This window comes from Pseudoramibacter alactolyticus ATCC 23263 (assembly GCF_000185505.1).
Taxonomy (GTDB): Bacteria; Bacillota; Clostridia; order Eubacteriales; family Eubacteriaceae; genus Pseudoramibacter; species Pseudoramibacter alactolyticus.
On sequence record NZ_GL622359.1, the window covers coordinates 903,412 to 926,418 of the forward strand.

Annotated in this window: 30 protein-coding genes and 1 pseudogene; 1 reads left to right on the forward strand and 30 read right to left on the reverse strand. The window is 44.9% G+C overall.

The window, feature by feature from the left end:
* From HMPREF0721_RS12070 to HMPREF0721_RS04365, 29 genes and pseudogenes are all read right to left on the reverse strand, one after another.
* Positions 1 to 489: pseudogene (locus tag HMPREF0721_RS12070) on the reverse strand (AraC family transcriptional regulator); the annotation flags it as partial.
* Between the two features lie 896 nt (positions 490 to 1,385).
* Positions 1,386 to 1,511, reverse strand: a complete 126-nt coding sequence (locus tag HMPREF0721_RS04230; RefSeq protein ID WP_006598340.1) for a hypothetical protein — start codon at positions 1,509 to 1,511, stop codon at positions 1,386 to 1,388.
* 166 nt (positions 1,512 to 1,677) lie between these two features.
* A complete protein-coding gene (locus HMPREF0721_RS04235) occupies positions 1,678 to 2,430 on the reverse strand; it encodes a TraX family protein (protein ID WP_006598341.1) in 753 nt (250 codons plus the stop codon).
* A gap of 449 nt (positions 2,431 to 2,879) precedes the next feature.
* Positions 2,880 to 3,416, reverse strand: coding sequence for a 3'-5' exonuclease (locus HMPREF0721_RS04240; RefSeq protein WP_006598342.1), 537 nt, complete (start codon positions 3,414 to 3,416; stop codon positions 2,880 to 2,882).
* A gap of 12 nt (positions 3,417 to 3,428) precedes the next feature.
* Entirely contained in the window at positions 3,429 to 3,674 is a 246-nt protein-coding gene (locus tag HMPREF0721_RS04245) for a hypothetical protein (protein ID WP_083798136.1), read from the reverse strand.
* Between the two features lie 576 nt (positions 3,675 to 4,250).
* Complete coding sequence (locus tag HMPREF0721_RS12235; RefSeq protein ID WP_006598345.1) at positions 4,251 to 4,475, reverse strand: radical SAM family protein; 225 nt, start codon at positions 4,473 to 4,475, stop codon at positions 4,251 to 4,253.
* A gap of 50 nt (positions 4,476 to 4,525) precedes the next feature.
* Positions 4,526 to 4,987 carry a GNAT family N-acetyltransferase gene (locus tag HMPREF0721_RS04255; RefSeq protein ID WP_006598346.1) on the reverse strand — a complete coding sequence of 154 codons (462 nt, stop codon included), beginning with the start codon at positions 4,985 to 4,987 and terminating at the stop codon, positions 4,526 to 4,528.
* A gap of 5 nt (positions 4,988 to 4,992) precedes the next feature.
* Positions 4,993 to 6,462 (reverse strand): amino acid adenylation domain-containing protein, encoded by a 1,470-nt coding sequence (locus HMPREF0721_RS04260; RefSeq protein WP_006598347.1) that lies wholly within the window; start codon positions 6,460 to 6,462, stop codon positions 4,993 to 4,995.
* Between the two features lie 14 nt (positions 6,463 to 6,476).
* The gene (locus HMPREF0721_RS04265; RefSeq protein ID WP_006598348.1) at positions 6,477 to 7,157 is read right to left on the reverse strand and encodes an alpha/beta hydrolase; all 681 of its coding nucleotides are present in this window, start codon (positions 7,155 to 7,157) and stop codon (positions 6,477 to 6,479) included.
* A complete protein-coding gene (locus HMPREF0721_RS04270; RefSeq protein ID WP_006598349.1) occupies positions 7,154 to 7,594 on the reverse strand; it encodes a MarR family winged helix-turn-helix transcriptional regulator in 441 nt (146 codons plus the stop codon). The genes HMPREF0721_RS04265 and HMPREF0721_RS04270 overlap by 4 nt, the downstream gene beginning before the upstream one ends.
* A gap of 344 nt (positions 7,595 to 7,938) precedes the next feature.
* Entirely contained in the window at positions 7,939 to 8,394 is a 456-nt protein-coding gene (locus HMPREF0721_RS04275; protein WP_006598350.1) for a hypothetical protein, read from the reverse strand.
* A gap of 35 nt (positions 8,395 to 8,429) precedes the next feature.
* Entirely contained in the window at positions 8,430 to 8,822 is a 393-nt protein-coding gene (locus HMPREF0721_RS04280) for a TIGR04076 family protein (RefSeq protein ID WP_040639900.1), read from the reverse strand.
* Between the two features lie 148 nt (positions 8,823 to 8,970).
* On the reverse strand, positions 8,971 to 9,591 hold the full coding sequence (locus HMPREF0721_RS04285; protein WP_006598352.1) for a hypothetical protein: 621 nt from the start codon (positions 9,589 to 9,591) through the stop codon (positions 8,971 to 8,973).
* Between the two features lie 220 nt (positions 9,592 to 9,811).
* A complete protein-coding gene (locus HMPREF0721_RS04290) occupies positions 9,812 to 10,744 on the reverse strand; it encodes an acyl-CoA thioester hydrolase/BAAT C-terminal domain-containing protein (RefSeq protein ID WP_006598354.1) in 933 nt (310 codons plus the stop codon).
* A gap of 24 nt (positions 10,745 to 10,768) precedes the next feature.
* Entirely contained in the window at positions 10,769 to 11,266 is a 498-nt protein-coding gene (locus HMPREF0721_RS04295; RefSeq protein ID WP_006598355.1) for a hypothetical protein, read from the reverse strand.
* A gap of 23 nt (positions 11,267 to 11,289) precedes the next feature.
* Positions 11,290 to 12,045: a GNAT family N-acetyltransferase gene (locus HMPREF0721_RS04300; protein ID WP_006598356.1), complete on the reverse strand. Its 756-nt coding sequence runs from the start codon at positions 12,043 to 12,045 to the stop codon at positions 11,290 to 11,292.
* 274 nt (positions 12,046 to 12,319) lie between these two features.
* Positions 12,320 to 13,072, reverse strand: a complete 753-nt coding sequence (locus tag HMPREF0721_RS04310) for a class I SAM-dependent methyltransferase (RefSeq protein WP_006598358.1) — start codon at positions 13,070 to 13,072, stop codon at positions 12,320 to 12,322.
* 29 nt (positions 13,073 to 13,101) lie between these two features.
* Positions 13,102 to 13,779, reverse strand: a complete 678-nt coding sequence (locus tag HMPREF0721_RS04315; RefSeq protein WP_040639901.1) for an alpha/beta fold hydrolase — start codon at positions 13,777 to 13,779, stop codon at positions 13,102 to 13,104.
* 24 nt (positions 13,780 to 13,803) lie between these two features.
* Entirely contained in the window at positions 13,804 to 14,346 is a 543-nt protein-coding gene (locus tag HMPREF0721_RS04320) for a GNAT family N-acetyltransferase (protein ID WP_006598360.1), read from the reverse strand.
* A gap of 435 nt (positions 14,347 to 14,781) precedes the next feature.
* The gene (locus HMPREF0721_RS12710; protein WP_314605305.1) at positions 14,782 to 14,952 is read right to left on the reverse strand and encodes a hypothetical protein; all 171 of its coding nucleotides are present in this window, start codon (positions 14,950 to 14,952) and stop codon (positions 14,782 to 14,784) included.
* 230 nt (positions 14,953 to 15,182) lie between these two features.
* Positions 15,183 to 16,559 carry a 23S rRNA (uracil(1939)-C(5))-methyltransferase RlmD gene (gene rlmD / locus HMPREF0721_RS04330; protein WP_006598362.1) on the reverse strand — a complete coding sequence of 459 codons (1,377 nt, stop codon included), beginning with the start codon at positions 16,557 to 16,559 and terminating at the stop codon, positions 15,183 to 15,185.
* Complete coding sequence (locus HMPREF0721_RS04335; RefSeq protein ID WP_006598363.1) at positions 16,549 to 16,974, reverse strand: metal-dependent transcriptional regulator; 426 nt, start codon at positions 16,972 to 16,974, stop codon at positions 16,549 to 16,551. The genes rlmD and HMPREF0721_RS04335 overlap by 11 nt, the downstream gene beginning before the upstream one ends.
* A 148-nt stretch (positions 16,975 to 17,122) precedes the next feature.
* Positions 17,123 to 17,236 carry a DUF3362 domain-containing protein gene (locus tag HMPREF0721_RS12780; protein WP_423219049.1) on the reverse strand — a complete coding sequence of 38 codons (114 nt, stop codon included), beginning with the start codon at positions 17,234 to 17,236 and terminating at the stop codon, positions 17,123 to 17,125.
* Between the two features lie 259 nt (positions 17,237 to 17,495).
* Positions 17,496 to 18,557 carry a radical SAM protein gene (locus HMPREF0721_RS04340; protein ID WP_006598364.1) on the reverse strand — a complete coding sequence of 354 codons (1,062 nt, stop codon included), beginning with the start codon at positions 18,555 to 18,557 and terminating at the stop codon, positions 17,496 to 17,498.
* A complete protein-coding gene (gene cobS / locus HMPREF0721_RS04345; RefSeq protein WP_006598365.1) occupies positions 18,554 to 19,339 on the reverse strand; it encodes an adenosylcobinamide-GDP ribazoletransferase in 786 nt (261 codons plus the stop codon). The genes HMPREF0721_RS04340 and cobS overlap by 4 nt, the downstream gene beginning before the upstream one ends.
* A gap of 142 nt (positions 19,340 to 19,481) precedes the next feature.
* Positions 19,482 to 19,754 carry an HPr family phosphocarrier protein gene (locus tag HMPREF0721_RS04350; protein ID WP_006598366.1) on the reverse strand — a complete coding sequence of 91 codons (273 nt, stop codon included), beginning with the start codon at positions 19,752 to 19,754 and terminating at the stop codon, positions 19,482 to 19,484.
* A gap of 107 nt (positions 19,755 to 19,861) precedes the next feature.
* Positions 19,862 to 20,323, reverse strand: coding sequence for an HAD family hydrolase (locus HMPREF0721_RS04355; protein WP_006598367.1), 462 nt, complete (start codon positions 20,321 to 20,323; stop codon positions 19,862 to 19,864).
* The gene (locus HMPREF0721_RS12080; RefSeq protein ID WP_006598368.1) at positions 20,254 to 20,544 is read right to left on the reverse strand and encodes an HAD family hydrolase; all 291 of its coding nucleotides are present in this window, start codon (positions 20,542 to 20,544) and stop codon (positions 20,254 to 20,256) included. Before HMPREF0721_RS12080 ends, HMPREF0721_RS04355 begins: the two co-directional genes overlap by 70 nt.
* Positions 20,545 to 20,566: 22 nt before the next feature.
* Complete coding sequence (locus HMPREF0721_RS04365) at positions 20,567 to 21,499, reverse strand: DUF1848 domain-containing protein (RefSeq protein WP_040639902.1); 933 nt, start codon at positions 21,497 to 21,499, stop codon at positions 20,567 to 20,569.
* Positions 21,500 to 21,627: 128 nt separating this feature from the next.
* Here HMPREF0721_RS04365 and HMPREF0721_RS04370 point away from each other — a divergent pair, with 128 nt between their 5' ends.
* Positions 21,628 to 21,864, forward strand: a complete 237-nt coding sequence (locus tag HMPREF0721_RS04370) for a DUF1858 domain-containing protein (protein WP_006598370.1) — start codon at positions 21,628 to 21,630, stop codon at positions 21,862 to 21,864.
* 717 nt (positions 21,865 to 22,581) lie between these two features.
* Here the strand turns inward: HMPREF0721_RS04370 and HMPREF0721_RS04375 are convergent.
* Positions 22,582 to 22,857, reverse strand: a complete 276-nt coding sequence (locus tag HMPREF0721_RS04375) for a transposase (RefSeq protein ID WP_050786962.1) — start codon at positions 22,855 to 22,857, stop codon at positions 22,582 to 22,584.
* Positions 22,858 to 23,007 lie beyond the last annotated feature (150 nt).

The following is a 23,007-nucleotide window of genomic DNA, read 5'->3' on the forward strand; positions in this document are numbered from 1 at the left end:
CACCATACACAATGTATTTGCAATCCGGCCCAGTTTAATCTCATTGTGATGAAAAACAGCGTCAAAAAAAGTCTGGGCCGGCAACATGTCAATAAAAATTGTGATACCAACATATCTTTTTAACGGGATGCGTGAATAGGCAATTACTTCTTTCCCCAGATCCGTAACACTTACATCTCCCTTACCAATGAAATAACTGTCCCCTTTTTTTAACATGATTTCATAACAGCCATCTATACAATAATCGATCTGCAAAATCCCATTCCGCGCGGGGATTTCTTGATAAGATGAATTCATATTAAGATCGTTGAAACTCAGCTGAATCCCCTGCGATAAATCATAACATCGCATTTCACCAGCACCCGTTTTATTTTTCAGTCTATATATCTTGCAGTTCTCATCAATTTTCACTTCCGAAAAATGATAATTTTCATAGGCTTTATCGATTGCACTTTTATCTTTTTTGCGCACAAAATCACCTTCTTTCATTTTAACTCAGTTATTGTGTAGATTTTCGCCCGAAAAATGCCATCTTAACAAATATCAAAATCCGCATAATTTTACCTTTCGTATTGGTCAAACAAAGACAGAATATATCCTCGTTGTAAAGTTCCTTGTCAAATGCTGGTTTTGATTTCTCAGTTCATGAGAATCGTTAAATATTCAAATTCTACATTCTGAATCTCAATATGCTACTAATCGCGTATCCGGTTTTTGCAAATAGCACCACAATAGACAGAGCACAATAGCATTCGCAAAAGTTGAATCGCCGGAAATACGTTGAGGTTCATATGGAGTGATTGCGGCCAAACAAATTTTCTCACGAATCCTTTCTATTCGTCATCCTTAGCTAATGTGGATCTACACTAAAAAAGTGGGCCAAAAATAAAACTTGCCACATTAATCAAAACAAAAAATGGCGATACCATGTTAGCCAAGCAAATCAAAAATTTGCAGAAGCGAAATGCACAGCTTGAAGAGGAAAATCTTATCTTAAAAAAGCGATTGTCCTATTCACGCCACACGCAGACAACGATTAGAGGCTGCACATAAGCTCTGCTTTAGGTATTCTATCAAAACCCTTTGCAGAGTCTTAAATATTAACCGCAGCACATATTACGAGTACTTTTCAGATATCTCTGCTCCTCGTATCAAAGAAAATCAAGAGATTGCAAAAAGATTCTGAAAATATATTCTGACAAGAGGCTATCCTTTTGATAATGCCTGCCGTGAATCTTTCTTTAAATACCTGAAATGGGATTATTAACACCAAATGAAAAAGAAAGAACTTACTGGGAAAATTTATGCTAAAACTCTCAGTCAATTTTATTCAAATTCGTCAAATTCGTGTCTATTTACTTAACTATAGTCCAATGTCGAAACCTTTAAACCAAATTTTTCTTATATTCCTTGATTTGTGCATAAGTCGCTTTGCTTTCACCCCTTGTCAAATCAAGCTCATCCAGCTTAATTTCAACATCTATATGCTTATCGACATCAAATTTGGACAATAATGCTATCGTCTCCACATGGCTGGGAGTACGGCATTGATAAGTTTCAAAAATCAGATCATGAGAACTTGTTCAGAGATATTTTTGAACCAAAAATTGCTTACGCGTCGACTTGTTTCCATGAACTTCTGAGTACTGTCTCTGATGCAAACCGGAAGTTAGCATTCTAAAAAATCAAGGATATATCACCGTGCAGCGAAATCCTGATAATTCCAATAATGATAAGATGTGCCGGATAATATATATAGAAGAACCACTTCATACCCTTCCAATTTCCGCGCTGTCCGCTGTACATCGACAAGATTGGAATGGAGAGGAAAGTGAATATCTGCAGCAATCCATATGGCTTATTGAGAAATATAAAATAAACAGCAGCATATATGGCAGACCAAATTACGATATCCAATGCCTGCTTTTTAAAGTTATCACGGTGTAAATAAATAAAAAACGAAGCCATTACAGCTATGCTTGACCAGTCCGAAGGAAAAGACACAAGACATATTCCGATTATCGACATCCATTTCACTCCGTTATTTATCTTCTCATTACTACATATCACCATGAGCACAACGGCCCATGCCAATGACCACATAACGCTCGTTTGATTAAAAACACCAGTCGAAAAAGGAATCATAGGAATGCCGAATGCAAAATCATAAGCAAAGTGAGATATCACCGCAAAAACAAAGAGCCTTGAAATGTACTTTTTTATGTTATGCGTATAGTGATATCCCTCAGCGATAAAGAACCACATGATCGGTGCAGTCAGTCTGCCGATAATGTGTAGGCAATATACATACCAAGCGGTATTGAGTCCGGGAAAAAATGCCCACGTCAAATGATCTATTGTCATTGCCATAATGGCAATAAACTTTATTTGATTTGAATTTAAACTTACAGACTTCTTTATCTCTTCCATTCCAATCTCCAAAAATTCAAATTTATATACACACGTCCACTACCGATCTTATCCAATCAACGACGAACATTTTCCGCATCCCGAACAGCCGTTGCAGGCACTCCTCCATACCCCATTGCTGACAATGTTCCCCAAAATAGGGTTGATATCATCTTTCTCCCGACATTGGATAACCCCAGTCAGCCATGAGCCTGAAATCAATTGGTTTTCCCTGAGAACTCAGCCCGGATTTATATATGCCTGCTAATTTTGAATACCACCTTCCAATTGATAGAGTTTTCCATCTTTTACGAATCGTCTGCCCGCACCGCGAAATACAAAACTCACGTTGTAAGCCACATATTCATCCTTAAGTGATTTTACCCACTCATAATGACAAGGGCAGGCTCCATCATAATTCTCTCCATTATATTATGCAATAAGGATCACTTCGCTTTATGATTGAATTTCTAATTGTTCAGAGAGTACATCCGCATGTACTGCCTCACATCGGCTCCGACTTCAAGATATCGAAGCAAAATTTGAGCGCATGCCCGGCTGTCACTTGCCGCCTGATGGTGGGCAAGGTTTATACCGTAATAATCGCAGAGCACATTCAGCTTATGACTCATTCCGGGAATGATGCGCCTTCCCATTTGCACGGTACATAGATAACGTACGTGCGGTTTCCACTCTATCCGATAATCTCTCAGGCATCTTTTCAAAACGCCCATGTCGAATACCGCATTGTGCGCCACAAGCAGTCCGCTTGACAGCATGGGGGCGATCGTTTTCCATAGTTCCGGAAAGGTCGGCGCATTCCATACCGCATCTTCACAGATTCCGGTAAGTCGTGTGTTGAAATAATCAAAATAGGTTTCGGGATTAACCAGGGAATAGAACTCGTCTGTGATCTTTCCATCTTCAATAACGGTGATCCCGATGGCGCTCATCCTGCGGTTTTCCCGGTTCGGCGTTTCAACGTCAAACACAACAAATCGTGTCATTGCCGAACCTCCTCATTTTTTCAATGCCTCACTTAAAGAGCGCGGTATCTCTCTCGGCCTTCTGATTGCAAAAATGCCGTATTCATCCTTAAGTCTCTCAAACGAGAAAGCTGCAGGCTGATACGTTTTCTGAAGTGCTATCCGCATTAACGCGGTGATCGTCAGACTGCCATCACGATAGTCATACGGAATATCCGTCTCTGTGACCTTGCACTTATAGAGAATTGCCGAAACCGGTGCTGCCGCATACAGGAACACCACGTCTCCGGCTTTTATTCCCCGTCCCTGTTTACAGTCAATCACGTTTGTTTTATCAAAGGCATGCTCAATATCATAGTATTTTGGATTTGCCGGAACGATTCACTCTTTTACAGGCCGGAATGACCTGCTTTATTTTTTTAGATGCCGTTACAGCATGGCTTTCATCGATCCGTCGGCAGATTTCTTCCAATGGCACCGTATCATCAAGCAGGATCGAGCTGCGGCTGATATGATATCCATATTGCAGCGGTTTTTTGCGACATCTATGATCTCTGCCGGGTCAGTAATTCCGGGAAATTATCGGAGAGATAAAACATGTCGTCTGCACCCCAGCATCATAAAATATTTTCATGCGGCAAGACGTCTCTCAATACTGACTCCATGATCCATCGCCTTACAAAAGTCCCCATCCAGCGTGTTGATTGACCAGCTCACGCGGGCATTCGGAAATGTTTTGATCAGGTCGATATCGCGCAACACGAGATCAGACCGTATCGCGATGCTGACGCTGATGCCGCTGCCCTGCAGTTGTTCCAGCAGCGCCCGTGTTCTTCCGTATTTTTTTTCATACGGTTAATAAGGACCGGTCACAGAACCGATGAAGGCTTCCTTGCCTGCGTACTTCTGCGGATTCTCGATCTCCGGCCAGTATTTTACTACGTCCACAAAACTGACCCACGGCTCCGGATGATTGGTAAAGCGCTTCATAAAACTAACATAGCAATACTTGCAGCCGTGAGCGCAGCCAATATACGGATTGACCGAGAAATCCGCCGCCGGCAGATTGAATTTCGTCATGACACTTTTGACTTCAATTTCTTTAATAGGTATCGCAGATGTTCCTCCCGCTATAGCTTGTAATAATCCCGCATCGACTGAAACCCGATACTTTCATAAAGAGCTTTTGCCACATCGGAACTTTCAAGATATATCTTTCCCGTCTTTCTTATTTTTGCGTCCGCGATCAGGTATTCTATGATCTTTTTGCCGACTCCGCTGCCCCTTACTTCCGGAACAGTATAGATATTCATCAGATAACCGCAGGTGCCCGTCAGGTTGTCCGGTGACGGCATCTCCGTCTGATAGCAAATACCACCACAGCCGATGACACTGCCATTCTCATCGTACGCAAAGCATGGCGTGTGTGTTTCACTCTTCAAATGTTTCTTGTAATATTCAATATTCTGGGATCTGATGACATCCCAGTCTACATTCTCATAGTCGGAAAATACTTCTTCAAGAACCCTCATCCGCCATTCCATCAAAAGCGGAAGATCGAATATTCCGGCATTTCTGATTTTCACACTCATTCCCGTCACGCTTTCATCACCACCGGCATCCTGCCCATATCCGGCTTGCCATTTGAATTGAGCGGGATCTGAGGCATCTTTACGATAAACTCTGGGATCATGAAATCCACAAGGTTCTGTGAAAGTTCTTTTCTCACATCGGAAACCTTCAGATCCGCTTTCGCCGATACGATATACGCTGTCATATAAGAAAGCCCTTCTTCATCCGTGAACGCGCGCACAATCGCCTGCTCAACACCATGACACTGGTACATTTTGGACTCGACCTCCATCACCTCCACCCGCTTGCCGTAAATCATAACCTGGGTATCTTTCCGATGCAGGAAAGCGATGTTTCCGTCCGGAAGAATATAACCGAGATCTCCGCTCCGGTACATCGTTTCTCCGTCAGGAAGTTTTACAAAAGCTTTATTTTCCTCTGCGTGATCACCGATATAGCCCTTTGATACACCGTTTCCGAAAATACAGACCTCTCCGCTTTCTCCGTTCGGAAGCTCGCGTCCGTCGGGATCCAGGATCTTTATCACAGCGTCTTTCACAGCCTTACCGATGGGATAAGTGCCATCTTCCAATACGTTCCCGCCGTTGCAGCGGTAATAAGACGCGCAGACCGTAATTTCGGAAGGTCCGTAGGTATTGTATACGAGTGCCTGACCCAACAGACGGTCCACATGATGGCCGCGCAGCACATCGCCTCCGCTGATCAGCAGGCGGAGCGAGGAAGGAATTTTATCAAGGTGGTTCATTTCCGCAAGCAAGTATGGAAATCCGGAAAGCATCGTAACATTATGCTCTTCGACAAAGGCCATCAGACGGCCGATATCCGCTTTGTCGTCATCCGAGGGAATGGCGATGGCCGCTCCGTTTAGGAGGCTTGCGAACACTTCCTCCACAAAAATATCGAAAGAACACACAGAATACTGCAGCATGATATCGCCCTGCTTGTTGTCAAATTCATGATGGAATGCCCGTGCGTAGTGGCAAACGTTAGCGTTCGTCACCGAAACGCCTTTCGGCCTGCCTGTCGTACCGGAAGTATAGAGAACATAGGCAAGATCCTGTGCATTCCGAGTGTAGGTTCGTCTGGGTCTGCACTTGGCCGCTTCACAGATCTTGCAGTCGGTAAACTGGGTCTTAAGGCCGTCCAGCTTGTCCGCAAACTGCATGTCCGTCAAAACAAAGTCCACCTTTGCTTCCTCCATCATATAGTGAATCCTGCCCACCGGGAAGGATGGCTCCGCAGGGACGTACATGGCTCCGCACTTGAGTACCGCCAGCATGGCGGCAATCATTTCGGCGCGGTGCGTCATGACCATGCCTGCTGCCTTCAGATCATCGGGGAAGGTCTTGGCAATCATATCCACCATCCCGGACAAGTCAGCGAAGGACATCGTTCTGTTATTTTCTATCACAGCCGGCTGATCCGGGTATGTATTTACCACCTGCACGAATTTTTCGTAGATAATATTTTCCATTTTTATTTGCTCCTTTATCTGAGAATCGCCGCAATGCCTTTTGCGCTGCGAAGCGCCGCGTCCTTGAAATGATTTCCTTCATTTAGTTCAAAGACTGTTTCAATTCCTTTTTCCCGGTAATATCCGGCAAGGTACTCGGTATTATCCTGCACTGTCCTGATCACCGGATTACCGACTCTCGCTTCCCTGTCTCCGAGAGACATGTAAAGTCTGTCCGGCATTCTTCCAATCTTATGAGACACTGCATATTCCCTGAAGTCAGGGTACCAAAGCGACCCTGACATGCTGGCAACGCGAGAGAATCTGTTCGTATGGTACATCGCGTACAAAGCAAACAATCCTGCAAGGGAGTAACCGGCAATTCCGGTAAATGAAGGTGTTCCGGGCAGGTGCGCAAGCGTTTTCGGCAAAATGTCATCCAGCAGAACTTTTAGGTAGTCATCCGCTCCGCCGGTGCATGGCGTATCGTTCTTGCTGAGTGGTGGACAGTACCAGGGCGTCATATCATGGTCCCATTTCAGATTTCCGACAGACAGGATGCTGCAATCCACGCATCCGATGTCTTTCATTGCTTTTACCACGCTGCTGCCATCACCCGAATAATTATTCAGAACGATCAGCGGAGAGACTTCCTCATTCGCGAGATATAGTGTCGCCATTTTCCCGGCAACGCTGAAATCAATTTTTTTCTTCATACGTTTTCCAATTCTTTCCGCAGATTACCGATAATCCGACGCAGTACAGCATCCAGCTGCTGAATCTCAGTTTCATCAAATCCTTCAAAATATACGTTGTACATTTTCCTGGAGACCATTTCATATATCGGCTTTAGACGCCTTCCTTTTTCGCTCAGGCAGATCCTGTACTTCCGTCTGTCATTCTGATCGGGTTGGCGTTCGCATAGCCCGTTTTTCCCAATTCGATCGATCATGCCTGTCAGAGTATTCTGAGCAAGGCCGCTGCGGTTCGCCAGTTCCTGCATGCTGATGCCGTCCTCATTCCAAAGGATCGCAAGCACTCGTCCCTGTGCGGCACTGAACGAGTCAGTTCCGCTCTCGGCAATCAGCTTGTCAATAGTGCGTATCGTCATTTGATTGATTTGTGACATCAGTATTCCTGTCTCGCTCTTCATAGTTCACCTCCGATATTTAAATATATGATTATATCGTATATGAATTTTATTTGTCAATACTGTATTGTAAATATTTACAGAATCAAAATAAAAAAGCCGATCGCATTTCCGACCAGCACAGTGACACTCAAAAACGAAACCCCTGCGGTCAGGCAACCTTATTTTGCATCAAATTTTGCGTCTTAATTTCGGTTGCCGTGTCTAATTTGATACAATGTAATGAATTGCAATTTCTATCCCGTAACGATGCACACGCACATGATGCACCGTTACGGGGTAAGGGATTCGGTTTTAATGATGTCTGTGCGTACAATTTGCTCATAGAAAAAACTGGGATTTACAATTCAAATGATAAAGTTTACCACGCCAAAAATAACATGGCATACAGTAAATATCATAGCAAGGATCAGTGTGGGATAATTTCTACGGTATATCGCGAAAACTATGAATGCCAGGCTTGGAGCAATGCACAAATCAAGTATGGTCAGCAATCCGATATTTCCCATATAATATGCGATCCATCCTAAACCATACAAAACCACCAGCAAAACAATTATTAACAGAAGACTTCTCTTGCCGGGCTTGTCATTATCGGATCGCTTAATAATACACAGAGTAATTATCATGGTCACTTGAGCAATGGAGGCAATCATATCAATAACCGGAGTTATAGATTCCGTTCGCAGCACGTCATTCTCAGCCGGAACCGCAAACCATATAAAGTTTGGAATCATTATGATGAAGAACAGCACAAGGCCCCAGACATCAAATCCGAATCTATATTTATCAAGAACTCTCAAATATACACTCCTCTACAAATTCAAATCTGTATAGTTCAATCGTAATCTATGCGCTCTATCTTAAAAATGACAGGTCTTGTGCCGTCTGAACAGCAGGCTATCATCTCATTTTCTTTGTCCATCCAGTCCTGCATAATAGAGCCTCCCTGCAGCCCGGTATAGATATACCTGCTGATAGCATCCCAAAGTTCCGAACAGAACGGCATCTTTGGACCACCAGCAGCAGTATCTGGATCGCCATCCGTATGAATCAACGTATTCAGTCCGCAATGCCAGAAGTCATCCCGTTTCTCATCACGATAGAACTCAAACACGTCACCTACATTGTAGCAGGGGCAGGCACCAGAATTAGGATAAGAACAATACTCCTGCTGAAGTTCTGTATAAAGCTTTTTGTCAATAACTGTTAATCTAACCTTGTGTTTCATATTACCCTCCACAAATTCTGATGTGCTTTCTTGCATCTCTGCCTTTGAAAGACATCCCTGCAAATGTGCCGTATGCACCGTTACGGACTAAAAACAAACTATATTGCCGAGTGTACGCACCTCGTCCAATTTAAAAATTTTCGGGATGTCATTGTGCAGGCAAAACAGATGATCCGAAAGACGCTATCTCCATAAATTCATCGATTGCCTTCAACACCGGAGTCGCATACTCCCTGCCACCGAAAAGCCACTGCTCATGTTGCATATTGAACTCCCTGATTTCCGGATCATAGAAATACTTCCTGTAACGCTTGAGATATTTCTCTCCCATCCTGTTCGCATAAATAAAATGGACTTTCGTATTCTCTACGTTGATATCATTTTCAAGATGTGTAAGAAGATCTGTGTAATATTCATTGCGTATGGATTCCGGACTGAACTTTGCAAAGCACGCTATAAACAGACTGGCGTGTTCATCGTCCATCTCGAAAACCTTCTTAAGTTTGTCTTTTAATTTCTGTTGTTTCTTCTCACTACCCGTAAAACTTGTAAGAATCGGCACAACGAGCTTTGACTGGAGCCACGCGGAAAACTTTCCGCTCTGATCCAGATCCGGGCTTCCAAAGATTCCGTGATCAAGATGGACATTTCTTCTCTGTATGAGTTGTCCTACGAAGCTCGAACCTAAAGAGGAGCCGATGGCACCGTCGATTCTTCCGCCATGGGCTTCTTTAATATACTTCTCTATCTTCTCCGTGACAGTAATCATGTCGGGGAAAATCTTATCGCTCCCGTCAAATCCATCATAGTTGACACAAATTCAGATGATATTTCTTCGAGAGTTCGTCTATAACCGCGCCAAAATTCGTTTGATAATCACAGCACGTTCCCGGAAGGAGCATGAGTGTTTTTCCGTTATCAAGTCCCATTTCTTCAAATTGCATGTAATCTTCACCCCCTTACTCAAATCAGAATTTGAATTGCATTCATCAACTTTCTGAATCCCACCGCTCAATAAGTACTTTGATTCGTTGGTCAACATCCATACGGGTGTGTTTGCATTCCCTTGCATAACCCTTTGCTTCTTTGAAAACAACAGGAAGAACCAACCTGCCAAGGAATCCAGGAATCATCTTAGCAAGCATGGTCTCCGGGAAAATAAAGTGTGTGCAGTGTTCATAAGTATGAGCCTCGACCCGGCATTCGGAGTTTGCCTTTTCGATTCGGCTCTGCATTCTTCGGATACTTCTGCATGTGTCCCAAAGTACATCATCTTCACTTCCGGCAAGAAACAAGTATCCCTTAATATTCTCAACAGGAATAACCTCAAGTTCTGTCACAGGATGACGATTCTCAGCTTCATCAAACAGATTTCTGGCTGCTGTCAGATCTCCTCTGCGTTTTTTCTCTTTAACAGCTGCTTCCCAATATTCCGGATGTCGATATGGAGCAGGCATACAAGGAACCGGTTCGCCTCTCCAGGTAAAAGCAGATTCTCCCTCAGCCGGGCGTTCTCTGCTTCCGTCAAGGCCATCCTGCAGATAACCCCAAAGCACATAATCCACAGGAGTCAATGCAATCGTGAGAGTGATATCAGGAATACGGGATGCTGCATTGAGGGCAATATTACTTCCGGCTGAAATACCTGCAATCCCAAGCTTACCATAACCCTTCTTTTTCAGATATCCGACCGCTTTTTCAACATGCTCCAAAGGCCAGCTGTGAAGACCTTTTGTTTGTTTATTAGGCGACACAGAAAGCGCTGATATACCCATGCTCTGTATCCATTTAATTCCTGCCTTTGCCAAAAAATCATCTGCACTATCATCAACTGTCAGGATAATTGCGGCATTCGTTTTCAATGCAGGAAGGTAACAACCGTAGAAGCCTTCACTATGCTCGAGGCAAATATTATGTTTCATTTTGTTTTCTCCTACACCTCCGAATCAAAAAACATAAACACAGATTGCAGCGAATGCTGCACTAATAAGAGGGACTATTATAATTTTCGATATCTGGCTTTTTGCATTAAAGCCGAAGGAATCAAGACCTTTTGCCCCTTTCAAGGAAGGATACAGCTTCTCAATAAAATGCATCTTTGTCAGCATAAAGTAGTCAAAGAACACGATATCGTAAAGCTTATAGACCTCCAGCATAATCACAAAGCGCAGGAAGGTCTGCCAAAAATTCATATCCGTGCGCACCGCATCCCATCCGCCCCAGATAAAGAGACCGATAATACAAAACGCAATGAGTATAAACAGAACAGTCCCCAAGATGTTCTTCCATCTGGGCTGATCCGGCATTTCTTTTACCATTTCCTGGATATCAGAAGGCGCTCCAAAATGAGTCGCCCCGAACTTTGGAATCATTACGAGAAATACTGCCATGGCCGCCGTGGCCAGAATGCAAAACATAAGTGTCAGGAAGATTGTCAGTAACATTTACACGCTCCTATCTTAATAATTTATCGCTTTCTCTTCTCGAAACGAAACATTCCGTCAGGAAACTGCTCGTCCAATTCCTCTGCCATGTCGGGATCATTGGGATCCGGATAATGGCTGTTATAGAACTCCACGATATGGAATCCGCAGCGGTTCACATAAAAGTGGATGTTCCGCCTCTCGAAATACGGCGTTACCGTTTCCCATACAGAGACTTCCGGATGCAGCTTCTCAACGGCGCACCACGCAGCATAGCCAATGCCCTTGCTGTGCGCTTTCGGAGAAACGAACAGCAGATCAAGATCTCCTCGCTCTCCTGTAACCTTGATAACTATTCCGCCGACCGCATGACCGTCCTGTATGATCCGATAAGTTTCGCCGCCGTCAATAGACTCCTCAATGGTCTCGCGTGAAATGATATTACCGTCCTCTTCAAAGTGATCATCTCTGCGTCCGAATTCTTCTAATGCACCGTAGTTAAATGCTTCCTGATTATCCAAAATAAACTGTTCTCTGTCTTCGGCTTTCAGAGGAACAAGCGTTACGTCTGCCACCGGCTCCCTTTGATAACAGTTTTCTGATGGTGGTTCATAATCATTCTTCGTCCATTCACGAATTTTCGGCAGCATCTCCAAAAAATGCCTGCCAATCTTCTCTGCATCGTACCCATAGGCTTCGATGAGAAAGCGCAGACCGTCAGGAGTCAGAATACGGCCATTCAGTCTGTCGCGCTTATATTTTCTGAACTCGTCATATTCCTTGTTTGTTATTTGTTTCATCGTGAATCCTCATTCTCTTTTTTATCAATTCTCCTCGCGCTTTACATAGGTTAGTTGGATATCATAGCCGAGAGCTTCGAGCATCTGCACAAAGGTCTTATTCACAATGGAATCCTCCTTCTTGATAAGCCGATTTACATACTGCCGTGAGACAATGCCTTTGATGACAAAGGGGTTCGATTTTTTGAGTTTAGAAACCGTCCACGAAAAAATGCTTTTAGGGAAGTTGTCCACGAGCGTTCTACAGGCCGACAAACTGGAATTTTATTAGCTGCTATAATTTGACTGATTTTGTAGCTATATATGTTTTTATATTCATTTCATGAAGTCTTCCATAACCATTCGTATCCTCATATAGATCAAGCAACATAAAGCCTGCTTTCAGCTGTCCGCCTATCTGCTCCGTCATATTATGTGAAAACTGCATTCCGCAGTCTTCTTCTATCAAATGTTGTCTGGCTTTTTCGTCATTTAACGGATTAAATGGCATTTTCCAAACGATTTCCTTTTCGTCATCGTCTACCATATAATTGATTTCATTATTTAATCCTGCCAAAAACAATCCGCCTTTTTTCAATATTCTGTATGCCTCATTAAATACATGCTGCACATCTTCAACATAACAATTGGAGACTGGATGAAACACAATATCAAATGTCTCATCGTCATAAGGAAGAACCTTTGTCATATCCCCCTCTATGGCATCTACTTTGTATCCTTCACTTTTTGCAATTCTTAATTCTGACTCGATTTGTTTTGAAGAATAGTCTATCACACTGAACTCTGCACCCAGTGCAGCGAATATAGGTATTTGCTGTCCTCCACCTGATGCCAGTCCTAAAACCTTCTTGCCTTTTAAGTCCCCAATCCAATCATGGGGAACAGGTATCGTTGGAGTAAGCAAAACATCCCAGATGCCATTTTTGGCATTGACATACTCCTCATGAGAAATGGATTTTGCCCATTCCCATCCTTGTTCCACCCACTTATCAATCGTTTCTTTGTTTATATCCTGATATGATTTCATGATTTATTAACCTCTCAAATTCTAATATGTCAGTGTAATTCTAAAAATCTTTTTAAATGTTTCACCCATCTTATCTTAATCATATAGCTGGCATGGTTCTCTCCAGGTAATATGAGCATTTTACTATCAGCTATTGAACCTGCTATAAATTTTGCCTCGTCCACAGGCACGATTGGGTCTTTATCTCCACTTACAACCAGTACTGGACATTTGATATTGGCAAGTACCTTATTTGTTAAATCTGAACTTTCTGTCATCATCTTCTCGAACTTTTCGTTAGAAGCTTTTCCCGGATACCAGGGTATTTTCTCAAGAAATGAAGCATATCCTGGTTTTCTAATAATGCTGGTTCTAGCTAAACCACTGCAAATGACCAACCCTGATAGATTTGAAGAAAGCCTCATTGCAAGTAGTAGGGCAACTCTTCCACCTCCACTGTGACCTAAAATAAATGGCTTATCGATTTTTAAAGTTTTAATAAATGCTGAAATATCTTTTACCGTTTCAGAGTAGCTTAATTCACAATTTTTTGTGCTCTTTCCGCTTCCACGTCGGTCTATCACATATACTTTATATTCGCTCGCAAGTTCTTTTCGCATGAAATTCATATAAGAGGTATTTCGCATGTTGCCACCAAGTAACAATATTGGTCGTCCTTCGCCAAATATCTCGTAATGAAGAGTTATACCATTAACACATAAGTTCATTTCCCGTCCCCACTAAATTCAAATTTACTTAAATAAAATCCACTCTGTTTTTGGTAGGCAGGTTATGTGTTCTGTGCGAAGAACTCCTTCCAATGCGCATGGAACGTTCTCTTTTGTATGATGATAAAGAAAACCGCATTTTTCCTGAACCCTCTTTGACTTTGTATTGCCGTCAAAATAACCGCACCATATTTTTTCCAGATTCAGGTCATCAAATCCATGACGCATTATCTCACGAACTGCTTCTGGTATAAGACCCTGACCCCAATACGGAACTCCTATCCAGTAACCAATCTCCCCCTCAGTATCTGGAAGACCGATATTACTTGCAGAGCCTATCATCAATCCTATGCTGCCTACTGGCTGCATTGTCTCCTTCAAAACCACAGCGTAGGTCTCAGGTGCGGAAAGAACACTTTTTATAATCTCCCTGCTGTTTTCAACGCTGGTATGTATAGCCCAGCCTGCAATCGGGCCCACCTCCGGATTACCGGCATATTGAAACAAATCGTCCGCATCACTTTCTTCCCACGGGCGGAGAATCAGCCTTTCTGTTTCTAAAATCATTTTTCCCTCTACAAATTCAAGTTGCTAATTTAATCCTATAATCCATTTGTCAAGAAAAGCCATCTGCTCTTCTGGATGAAACCAATGCTCCCCATTTTCCATCACCGTAAGTGTCGCGCCGATTTTCTCGGCAAACTCAGAAATTTCTTCTTGAAGATATGAAACTATCTTTCTCGCCGTATAGAATATGGGTAGGCGTCTTCCAGTTTATTCGCTGATTCCTGGCATAAGAAAGATACTCTCAGGATATGTCGATCGTACCCGCTTCACGCAGTTCATCCTCACTCACATTTGCAAGCCGCATCATATTCTCAATGAGATTTTGCATGTTTACGACAGGGAAGATAAAAAAGGCTTCATCAATATTCTTCTCCGCCAGGGCACTTATAGCAAAATAAATCCAAGACTGCTTGCGATGAGCTTTACTGATTTATACTATCCGCAAACAGCATCAAAGAGCATGGGGAACTCCACCTTTGCTTCCCACAGAGTTATTGACTGATAGTTCAGACCAATGACTTCCCAGTTTTTAAAAAACAATGTGTAATGCCTTGCTTTTTCTGATTTTCCGCCTTGCCCATGAATGTATAGAACAACATAATCCATAACAATTTTCTCCATAGTCGATCTGGCATCTATCTCGAATATCTTGAACTCACAACCCTATGACATCTAATCCGCTAACTCAACCCCTGACATCTAATCCGGTAACCCAACCCTGTCATATTTTGACCGAAAACCAGCTTTGATAAGTTGCCCCAGAGCGATCAGCACATTGACCATTTAAAAGCGATCGAAACCCAGAAAGTGCCTGAGATAAAGGGCTTTTGCACATCTTAGTTATTCACCTTTAACATCAATACGACCGTCTCAACATGTCCGGTTCCAGGAAATAAATCAAAAGGCGTCACTTCTTCCAAACGGTAGCCAGCGTCGGCAAGACAGCGGCAGTCCCGCGCTAAAGTCGACGGATTGCAGGAAACATAAACGATTTTCGGCACACCGCTGGCGACAATGGTTTCAAGAAGTAACCTGGCACAGCCTTTGCGCGGCGGATCCACAACCACCACATCGGCCGCATCACCGGCGGCCAGGCGTTCCGACATGATTTTCTCTGAACGACCGCAAAAAAACTGAATGTTATCAATATTGTTTCGACGGGCATTTTCTTTCGCATCGGCAATCGCTTCCGGCACCGCTTCAATCCCCGTGACTTTTCGGGCGCGATCAGCCATGCAGATGCCGATGGTTCCCGTGCCGCAATACAAGTCAAATACCGACTCCTGCCCGGTCAAATTGGCATAACGAATCACCTGCCGATACAATTTTTCAGCCTGCTCGGTGTTTACTTGGAAGAAGGAAGCCGGCGATATCTGAAATTCCCGGCCGCATAACGTTTCTGAAATGGTCGGCGCACCAAAAATCACCCGGGTCTCTTCCCCCAAAACGCGATTGCCCCGATTAGGGTTGATGTTGATTGAAAAACTGACCAATTCCGAAAGACTTTCCTGCAGCCGGCGGGCCAGTCTTTCCGTATTCACGCCGGAAAGGGTTTTCGCGATTAATGTCACCATGATATCACCGCGGCGATTGGCGCGCACCAGGATTCCCCGCAAATTGCCTGTACCGCTATCTTCCCGATAAATCGGGATTTGCGAATCCTTTACCCATTGATTTAAGATCAAAATCAAATCATCATTCGGCGTCATCTGATTCAGACAGTGCGCAATCGGAATCACTTGATGGCTGCCCTTCGCATAGAAGCCGATCCCCTCTTCGCTGATTTTAAATTGTGCCTTGTTGCGATAATGCACAGCCGAATCAGCGCTCACCGTGGCGCACACTTTATCTGCAATATCCGTAAAACCGCCAATGTGCACGAGATCGCCCATCACCCGCCGCCGTTTTTGTTCGGCCTGAGCCGCGGCATTCAGATGCAGCCACTGACAACCGCCGCATTCGGGGAAATAATCACAAGGCGGCGTTTGCCTGACCGTCGTCCTCACTTGAATCGCTTCTAACGTTCCCACCAAATATTGCTGCTTAACCACGGCAACCCGGAGCTGAACCCGTTCTCCCGGCAAGGCGCCACCCACAAAAACAGTCAGCCCGTTGTGATGGGCGACCCCTTCACCGCGGGCTGTTAAATCTGTCACATCGACGACCAGACGATCGCCGATGCGATATGCGTTTTTTTTCGTTTTATGCTTCACTTTTCTTTGGATGATCTTTCATGAATTTTTTCATCTGACCAAAGGTTTCTTCGGAAATGATATGTTCGATGCCGCAGGCATCGTTTTCGGCCACAACCGGAGAAACGTTCAGCGCTTCTTCAAAAAATTTCGTGATGGTCACATGGCGGTCATACACACGCTTTGCCGTTTCAAGCCCTTCTTCTGTGATGTAAATCCGTCCGTAGCGCTCGTGTTTCACAAGGCCGCGTTCCTTCATCTTTTTAACCGCGTCCGTCGCGCTGGCCTTGGTCACGCTCATGGCTTCTGCCAAATCCGTGATGCGCACGCCTTCATTTCCTTTTCGGTAATTCACATAAATTTCTTCGATATAATCCTCGACCGACTCTGTATAGCTGCTGCTACTTCTTCCGCTTGTTTCTGGTTTGTAAACCATATCGCTTACCTTTTGTTTCCTTTCTTCTGATGCATTGCTTCCATATTTGGTTCTGATCTTAGCTGTCCGTTTTTCGTTTATCGTACTTTTTATGTTTTGGCTGATTCGTCTGAATGCGTCCCGGCGGTACCGGCGCGATCAATGCGTGTCATCCGCAGCCGATCAAGGCGGTTCGCCCGCAGGCTGTCAGCACTTCTTTAACCCATTGATAATTTCGAGGATCCCGGAACTGCAACAAAGCGCGCTGTAATTTTTCTCCCACCCTCTGGGTACGTGAATTTCCTCCATCGTGAGCGGATCGTATCCCGTGTAATACATCGCCGTCGATAAAGACCCCGGCGTCGGATAAAAATCCTGAACCTGCTCCGGTTCCAGATGATGATCCCGCAGTTATTCGCTGAGCGCCACGGCATCTGCCAATGTTGTCCCGGGATGGAAAGAAATGAAATACGGCACCAAGTATTGCCTTTTTCCGGAACGCGCATTGATCTTTTTAAACTACTCGATTTTGTGATCAGCCATTAAAAAATCATAACGAATGCCCGATCGCACAAACACTTTTTTACCCCGGGAATCTCACGCATTTGCTTTAAAAGATGGCAATATTCCCTTTCGTCAGCATTGATATTCGGGCAGACCTCGGGATACAGGCATTCGCGATGGCGGCACGCGCCAAACCGTCGCTGTTTTTCACAGGCCGGGCCGTAAAAATTGGCCGTCGGTCCGGGCGACCATTGCCGACCGGTATAGCCGCGGTCATAAACGTCATCCATTTCCATTTTGGTCAATGGCATTTGCGATGCATTCTGCACAAAAACCCGATGGTCACACCATTGATAGTAGGGAATTTCCATAAAGGGATCGTTGCAGGCATAAATGATGGCCGCCGCTTTCGCGAATGCTTTTTTATCCGCCGATACCGTTTCAAAAGATGGGATTTCAATGCCGTCGTCCGGCACATGATCCAACAAAACCGCCGTCCCTTTTATATAAGTGATGTCGCGGATGGCAAGCCCGGCATCCAAGGCCTCGGTCACCTCGACAATGGCCTTTTCTCCCATGCCATAAACCAACAGAGCGGCGCTGCTGTCGACTAAAATCGGACGCTGCACTTGATCCTGCCAATAATCATAATGCGCAAATCGGCGGAGACTGGCCTCAATCCCGCCGAGGATAATCGGCACCTTGCCAAAGGCTTCCCGAATCCGAACGCAATAGGTAATGGCGGTGCGGTCCGGACGCCTGCCCGTCTTGCCTCCCGGCGTGTAGGCATCGTCGTGACGACGTTTGCGGTTAACCGTATAGTGGCAGACCATCGAATCCATATTGCCAGAACTCACCAGAAAAGCCAGCCGCGGCCGTCCAAAAATTTTAAATGCTTCTGCATCTGTCCAATCGGGCTGAGCCAGCATCCCCACACAATAGCTGCGGTCTTTTAAAATGCCGGCAATAATCGCTGAACCATAGGACGAATGATTGACAAAAGTATCTCCGCTGACAAAAACAAAATCTACCTGCTCCCAGCCGAAAACGGTCATATCGGCAGTTGTCATCGGGAAAGGTTTTTCCGCTGCGACCGTCATGCCAAAAGGCCTCCTGTTATTTGTGTCAGCACAGGTGCCGCATCCGTCATCGCAATGGTCGCAACCATAAAAATCGCCTGAGTCATTTCAATCGTAAGGCCAATCTGATCGCCGGTAATCCCCGCGAATTTTCGGTTGCAGTACGCCATCAGCAACAGGTTTAAAACCACCGTAATCCCGAAAGCAAGCGATAAAATCGGCCGCAGCCACCAGGTCAAACCGCCGATGAGAATCAGATAAACCAGTACATGACAGGGCTTGGCAATCTCTGTGATCCTCTTGCCCAAACCGCCGCCGCCCTCGGCATAAGTCGAAAAAGCACAGGTCTGAACAGCACAATAGCGACCGATCACCGGCATGAGCAAAAGCGAGATCGGCAACGCTTTGATGAGAATTTGATAACTGCCCCACATCGTGAAAAGCAGCAGGACCAAGCCGATGGCACCAAATGCCCCAAGGCGGCTGTCCTTCATGATGGCCATCATCCGATCGCGGTCCCTCGCGGAAAACAACGCATCCACCGTATCCGCCACACCGTCATAGTGCAGGCCTCCGGTGATCCAGATATAAAAAATAAGCAAAGCCACCGCTGATAAAGCCGTCCGCTGCCAATGACCCAACAACCATCCGGCAGCAAACATCAGTGCCCCGATGAACACGCCAATAACTGGCATATAAAGCATGCAATGATAAAACTCATCTTCTGATACCGACTTCAGTTGAATGGGCACGCGCGTGTAAAAAGAAATCCCGACAGCCAACTCTTTTAAAAATTGACGCATAAACTCCTCATCTTTAAAATTTCGTTTGTACGTCCCTATTTAAAACAAAGGGACTACGGCAACATTATACCATAGCCCCTTTTTTATTCAAATTCTATTTAAATTTGTTCATCATTCACAGCGCGAATTTCCCGGCGGTCATTTACTCATCCGGCAGGCCAAATTTATTATTAATTAATGCTGTCAGGCGGTCCATAGCCGCTTGTTCATCATCGCCATTACATTCCAAGGTCACTTCATCTCCCTGGGACACTGACAAGATCATCACCCCCATGATACTCTTGGCGTTGACCCGGGTTGATCCCTTGCACACATAAATCTCGCTGGTAAACTCATTGGCCGTTTGCACAAAAAGTGATGCTGGCTTGGCGTGTAAACCGGCTGTGTTCTTGATGATAATATTTTCTGTTAGCACAATTACACCTCTCTAATTTATTCCCAAATCATTATACACGATTTCATTCGTTTGTTCAAGATTGTTTGTCATCTATTTCACATATTTTTTTAATAAAACAGCCTTTTTCAAATTTGTTTTTCTAAATATGCCCTCGTTTCAAAAAGATTCGGCAGAATTTGCTCTGCCAGATTCTCCATCTCTCCATCCGGCGCCACCTGATCTGGCACCATGATTGGCCGGGCGTTTGCCGATGCCGCCGCTCGGATCCCATTATACGAGTCTTCAATGATATAACAGCCGCTCGGCGGCAACTGAACGGCTTTGGCAGCACTCAGAAAAATATCCGGCGCCGGTTTGGAACGCGCGATCATATCACCGCCGACAACGATATCAAAATAACCGTCGATGCCCGCGTCCGCCAGTTCCCTTTGTGCTAACGCTGCCCGAGTGGATGTCGCCAAGGCGATCTTCACATTTCGCTGCTTTAAAAATGACAGGATCTCCGCCGCGCCGGGTTTTAACGGCAAATGCCCCAACGCTTCATAATACGGAGAAAAAATACGTCCGAACCTTCGCTTTGTGCACATCGTAGGGGAAATCGTCTCCGTAATGCTCGGCAAAGATTTTTCTTGGTCGCCGCCTCATTGGTGCCAAAGCATCGCACAAGCACCGCTTCAAAATCGGGGATACCTGCGTCGGCCGCCACCTGCTGCCACCCCTTCAAGATGAGCTTTTCCGAGTCGAAAATCACCCCGTCCATATCGAACAAAACCCCTTGCGGCTTTTTGATCACATGATTTTTCTGCATTGTTTCTCCTCGCGCTTTTCTCTTAAAAGGCCATCCGAATCTGTCCGTCTGTCCAAGAACGCTGATCCGCCTCGTGGATTTGATCTTCAGGATACGGGCGGCCGACCAAAAGCGGTAAGCCCGGATCGTGACGTGCCCGATTGCGGGCCACTGTTCTGGCATCGCTATTGGCATAGCAGTACCGACAGCCATGCCCACAGGTATTGTAGGCTCCAATGTCTGCGCCAAGTAAGCAACCACAACCTGCGCGGGTCGCCGCCTTTCCCCCGGGCACCTGCAGATAGATGCCGCAGGCCTTCTCCAATACACGACGCGTCATACAGCCGCCGGTATCCACACCGTCATTCATCAACTGGGTGCCCTCTGAGCAAGTCCGCAGCAACATGCCGTTTTCCCGGGTGATGGCAGCCATTTTCCTGACGAGAATAATGCGTTCTTCTGGCGTTACCTCACGCACCTCAAGGAATTGCCGGCGCGTTTTCCGATACAAATCGATAAAAGAGATTATGCCGACGTCGGTATAAGGAGCCAGAAGATGCGCCATTTGTGCAAAGGCTCTCAGATGGTACGCCACCGTGTATTTTTCTGAGATAAAAATCGGATCGTAACGCCAATGTACGGCTTTTCGGCCCACGATTTTCGACAATGCGGCAAAATCAGCCATCACCTGCATTTTATCCGGCACCTCTGGCTCAATTTCCCGGCCGTAAGGGGTAATGGTAACAAACCAGAAGGTTCGAAATGCCGCCAACGCTGTCAAATGCTTAAGCATCGGCCGGGGATTTTTAGTGCAGAAAGTCATCACATCCACAATCCTGGGATCCAGGCGATAGCGCGTCACCTGTCGGGCATTAAAAGGATTGCGTGCCATGACAAAGCCTGCCCGCACACGATTCATCAGCCAATCGCTGAAAAAAGCTGGAATGTCGGTCCGACTGCCGGTGTTCAAAATCATAGCCGCCTCCTTTTTGATCCATTTGCACCTTTCTGTTTGAAATGCTGCCATTATATCACAATTGTCAATGCCTGCCGTTTTTGCTATAATGTCTTTAAATCATTGCCAAAAGGAGCACGAAACGCGAAATGGATATTAAAATCACAAAAGATATGGGCATTCTGGATGCGATTCGACAATATCCCGAATGTGAAAAATATTTCTCCATGGTGGGGATGAGTTGCTTTGGCTGCATGGCCGCCCATTTTGAAGATATTGAACAAGGCTGTCTGGCCCACGGTATTGATCCGGATGTGTTCGTCCGCAATCTCAACTTCTTTTTGTCCGGCGATGCCCCGACAGAAACCAATATCCCGGAAGCTTGACCGGCAAAACAAAAGCAAAGAGGATAAAAAACTATCCAAAGCCCAGTTCAGTTCTGAATTGAACTGGGCTTTTGTATTGCAACGCAAGGCAGTCGCTCGTTATTGTAATAATCTACGAATGAGGCAGCCATTTGAGCTGCCGTCTCATATCTCTTGTGCCAGCCTTCTGAATAAATTTCATACTTTATTCATCCATTTAGGGCTTCTATGACAGGGTTGTCTGTTGCGTCCCTGCTCATGACATTGATCGAATTATTATGATAATCTTTGTAAGCTCTGTTAGCTCCTGCAGACAATTGAAATAGGGTCTGCGGTCCCAAGAAATATGGGAGAAATGACAGGAGATTATCTCGTTGTTAAATGTCTCCAATAAATAGGTCCATTCCTAATCACCGTCATGTCTGAAGCAATTAGTTTCATTGGCGCCAATGTGTTCCAACGGCCACGCACAATATCTGTTCTTAGTCTCTTTACGAGCCGCCCACTTGTCGTAGCCAAATCAATTAACGCCCATTCCTCTGCACAACTCTGTTATCGGGTATTTATCTTTAAGCGCGTCTATTATTTGAAATTCAAGTCTTTTAAAGTAACGAACGCCCTATCAGCGCCGACGCCTTTCGCGATGTAACTTTTTTAACCATTCGTTTTCAATCCGAAGCTTCTCAACCATGAGCAGTAGTCTCTCTTCTTCGGTCAGTTTTCTGCTCGTATGCAATGCTATAAATTTGTTTTTCCTGGATGGAGCTTTTCAGGATTAAGTGCATTTACGCCGCCGTTACGATACTTTCTAACCCAACCGTTTAATGTCCCGAATGGAATTCCTCGCTCTCTTGCCAATGTTTTCACTGGGTAACTTTCTTCTTCGCACATCAGCACATAGCGTAATCTTTCTTCGTTAATCCATTTTCTATTTTTGCCACCTTTTTTCAACCCACTCATAATCACCTCTAATGGAGTCATACCATGAAAAAAGTAGACATGTTTTTTTAACATGTCTACTTTTTTCTTAACTATTTCACAGGCCTGCGGTCTTTTATTTTGCCTTCATTCTTTGCCTTTTGCCAGAACACGGCCGGTCTTTTTTTCATATAAAGGAAATCCGTTTGCTTCTGTACAGCTGCCTTCCGTTATTATATCTTCTAG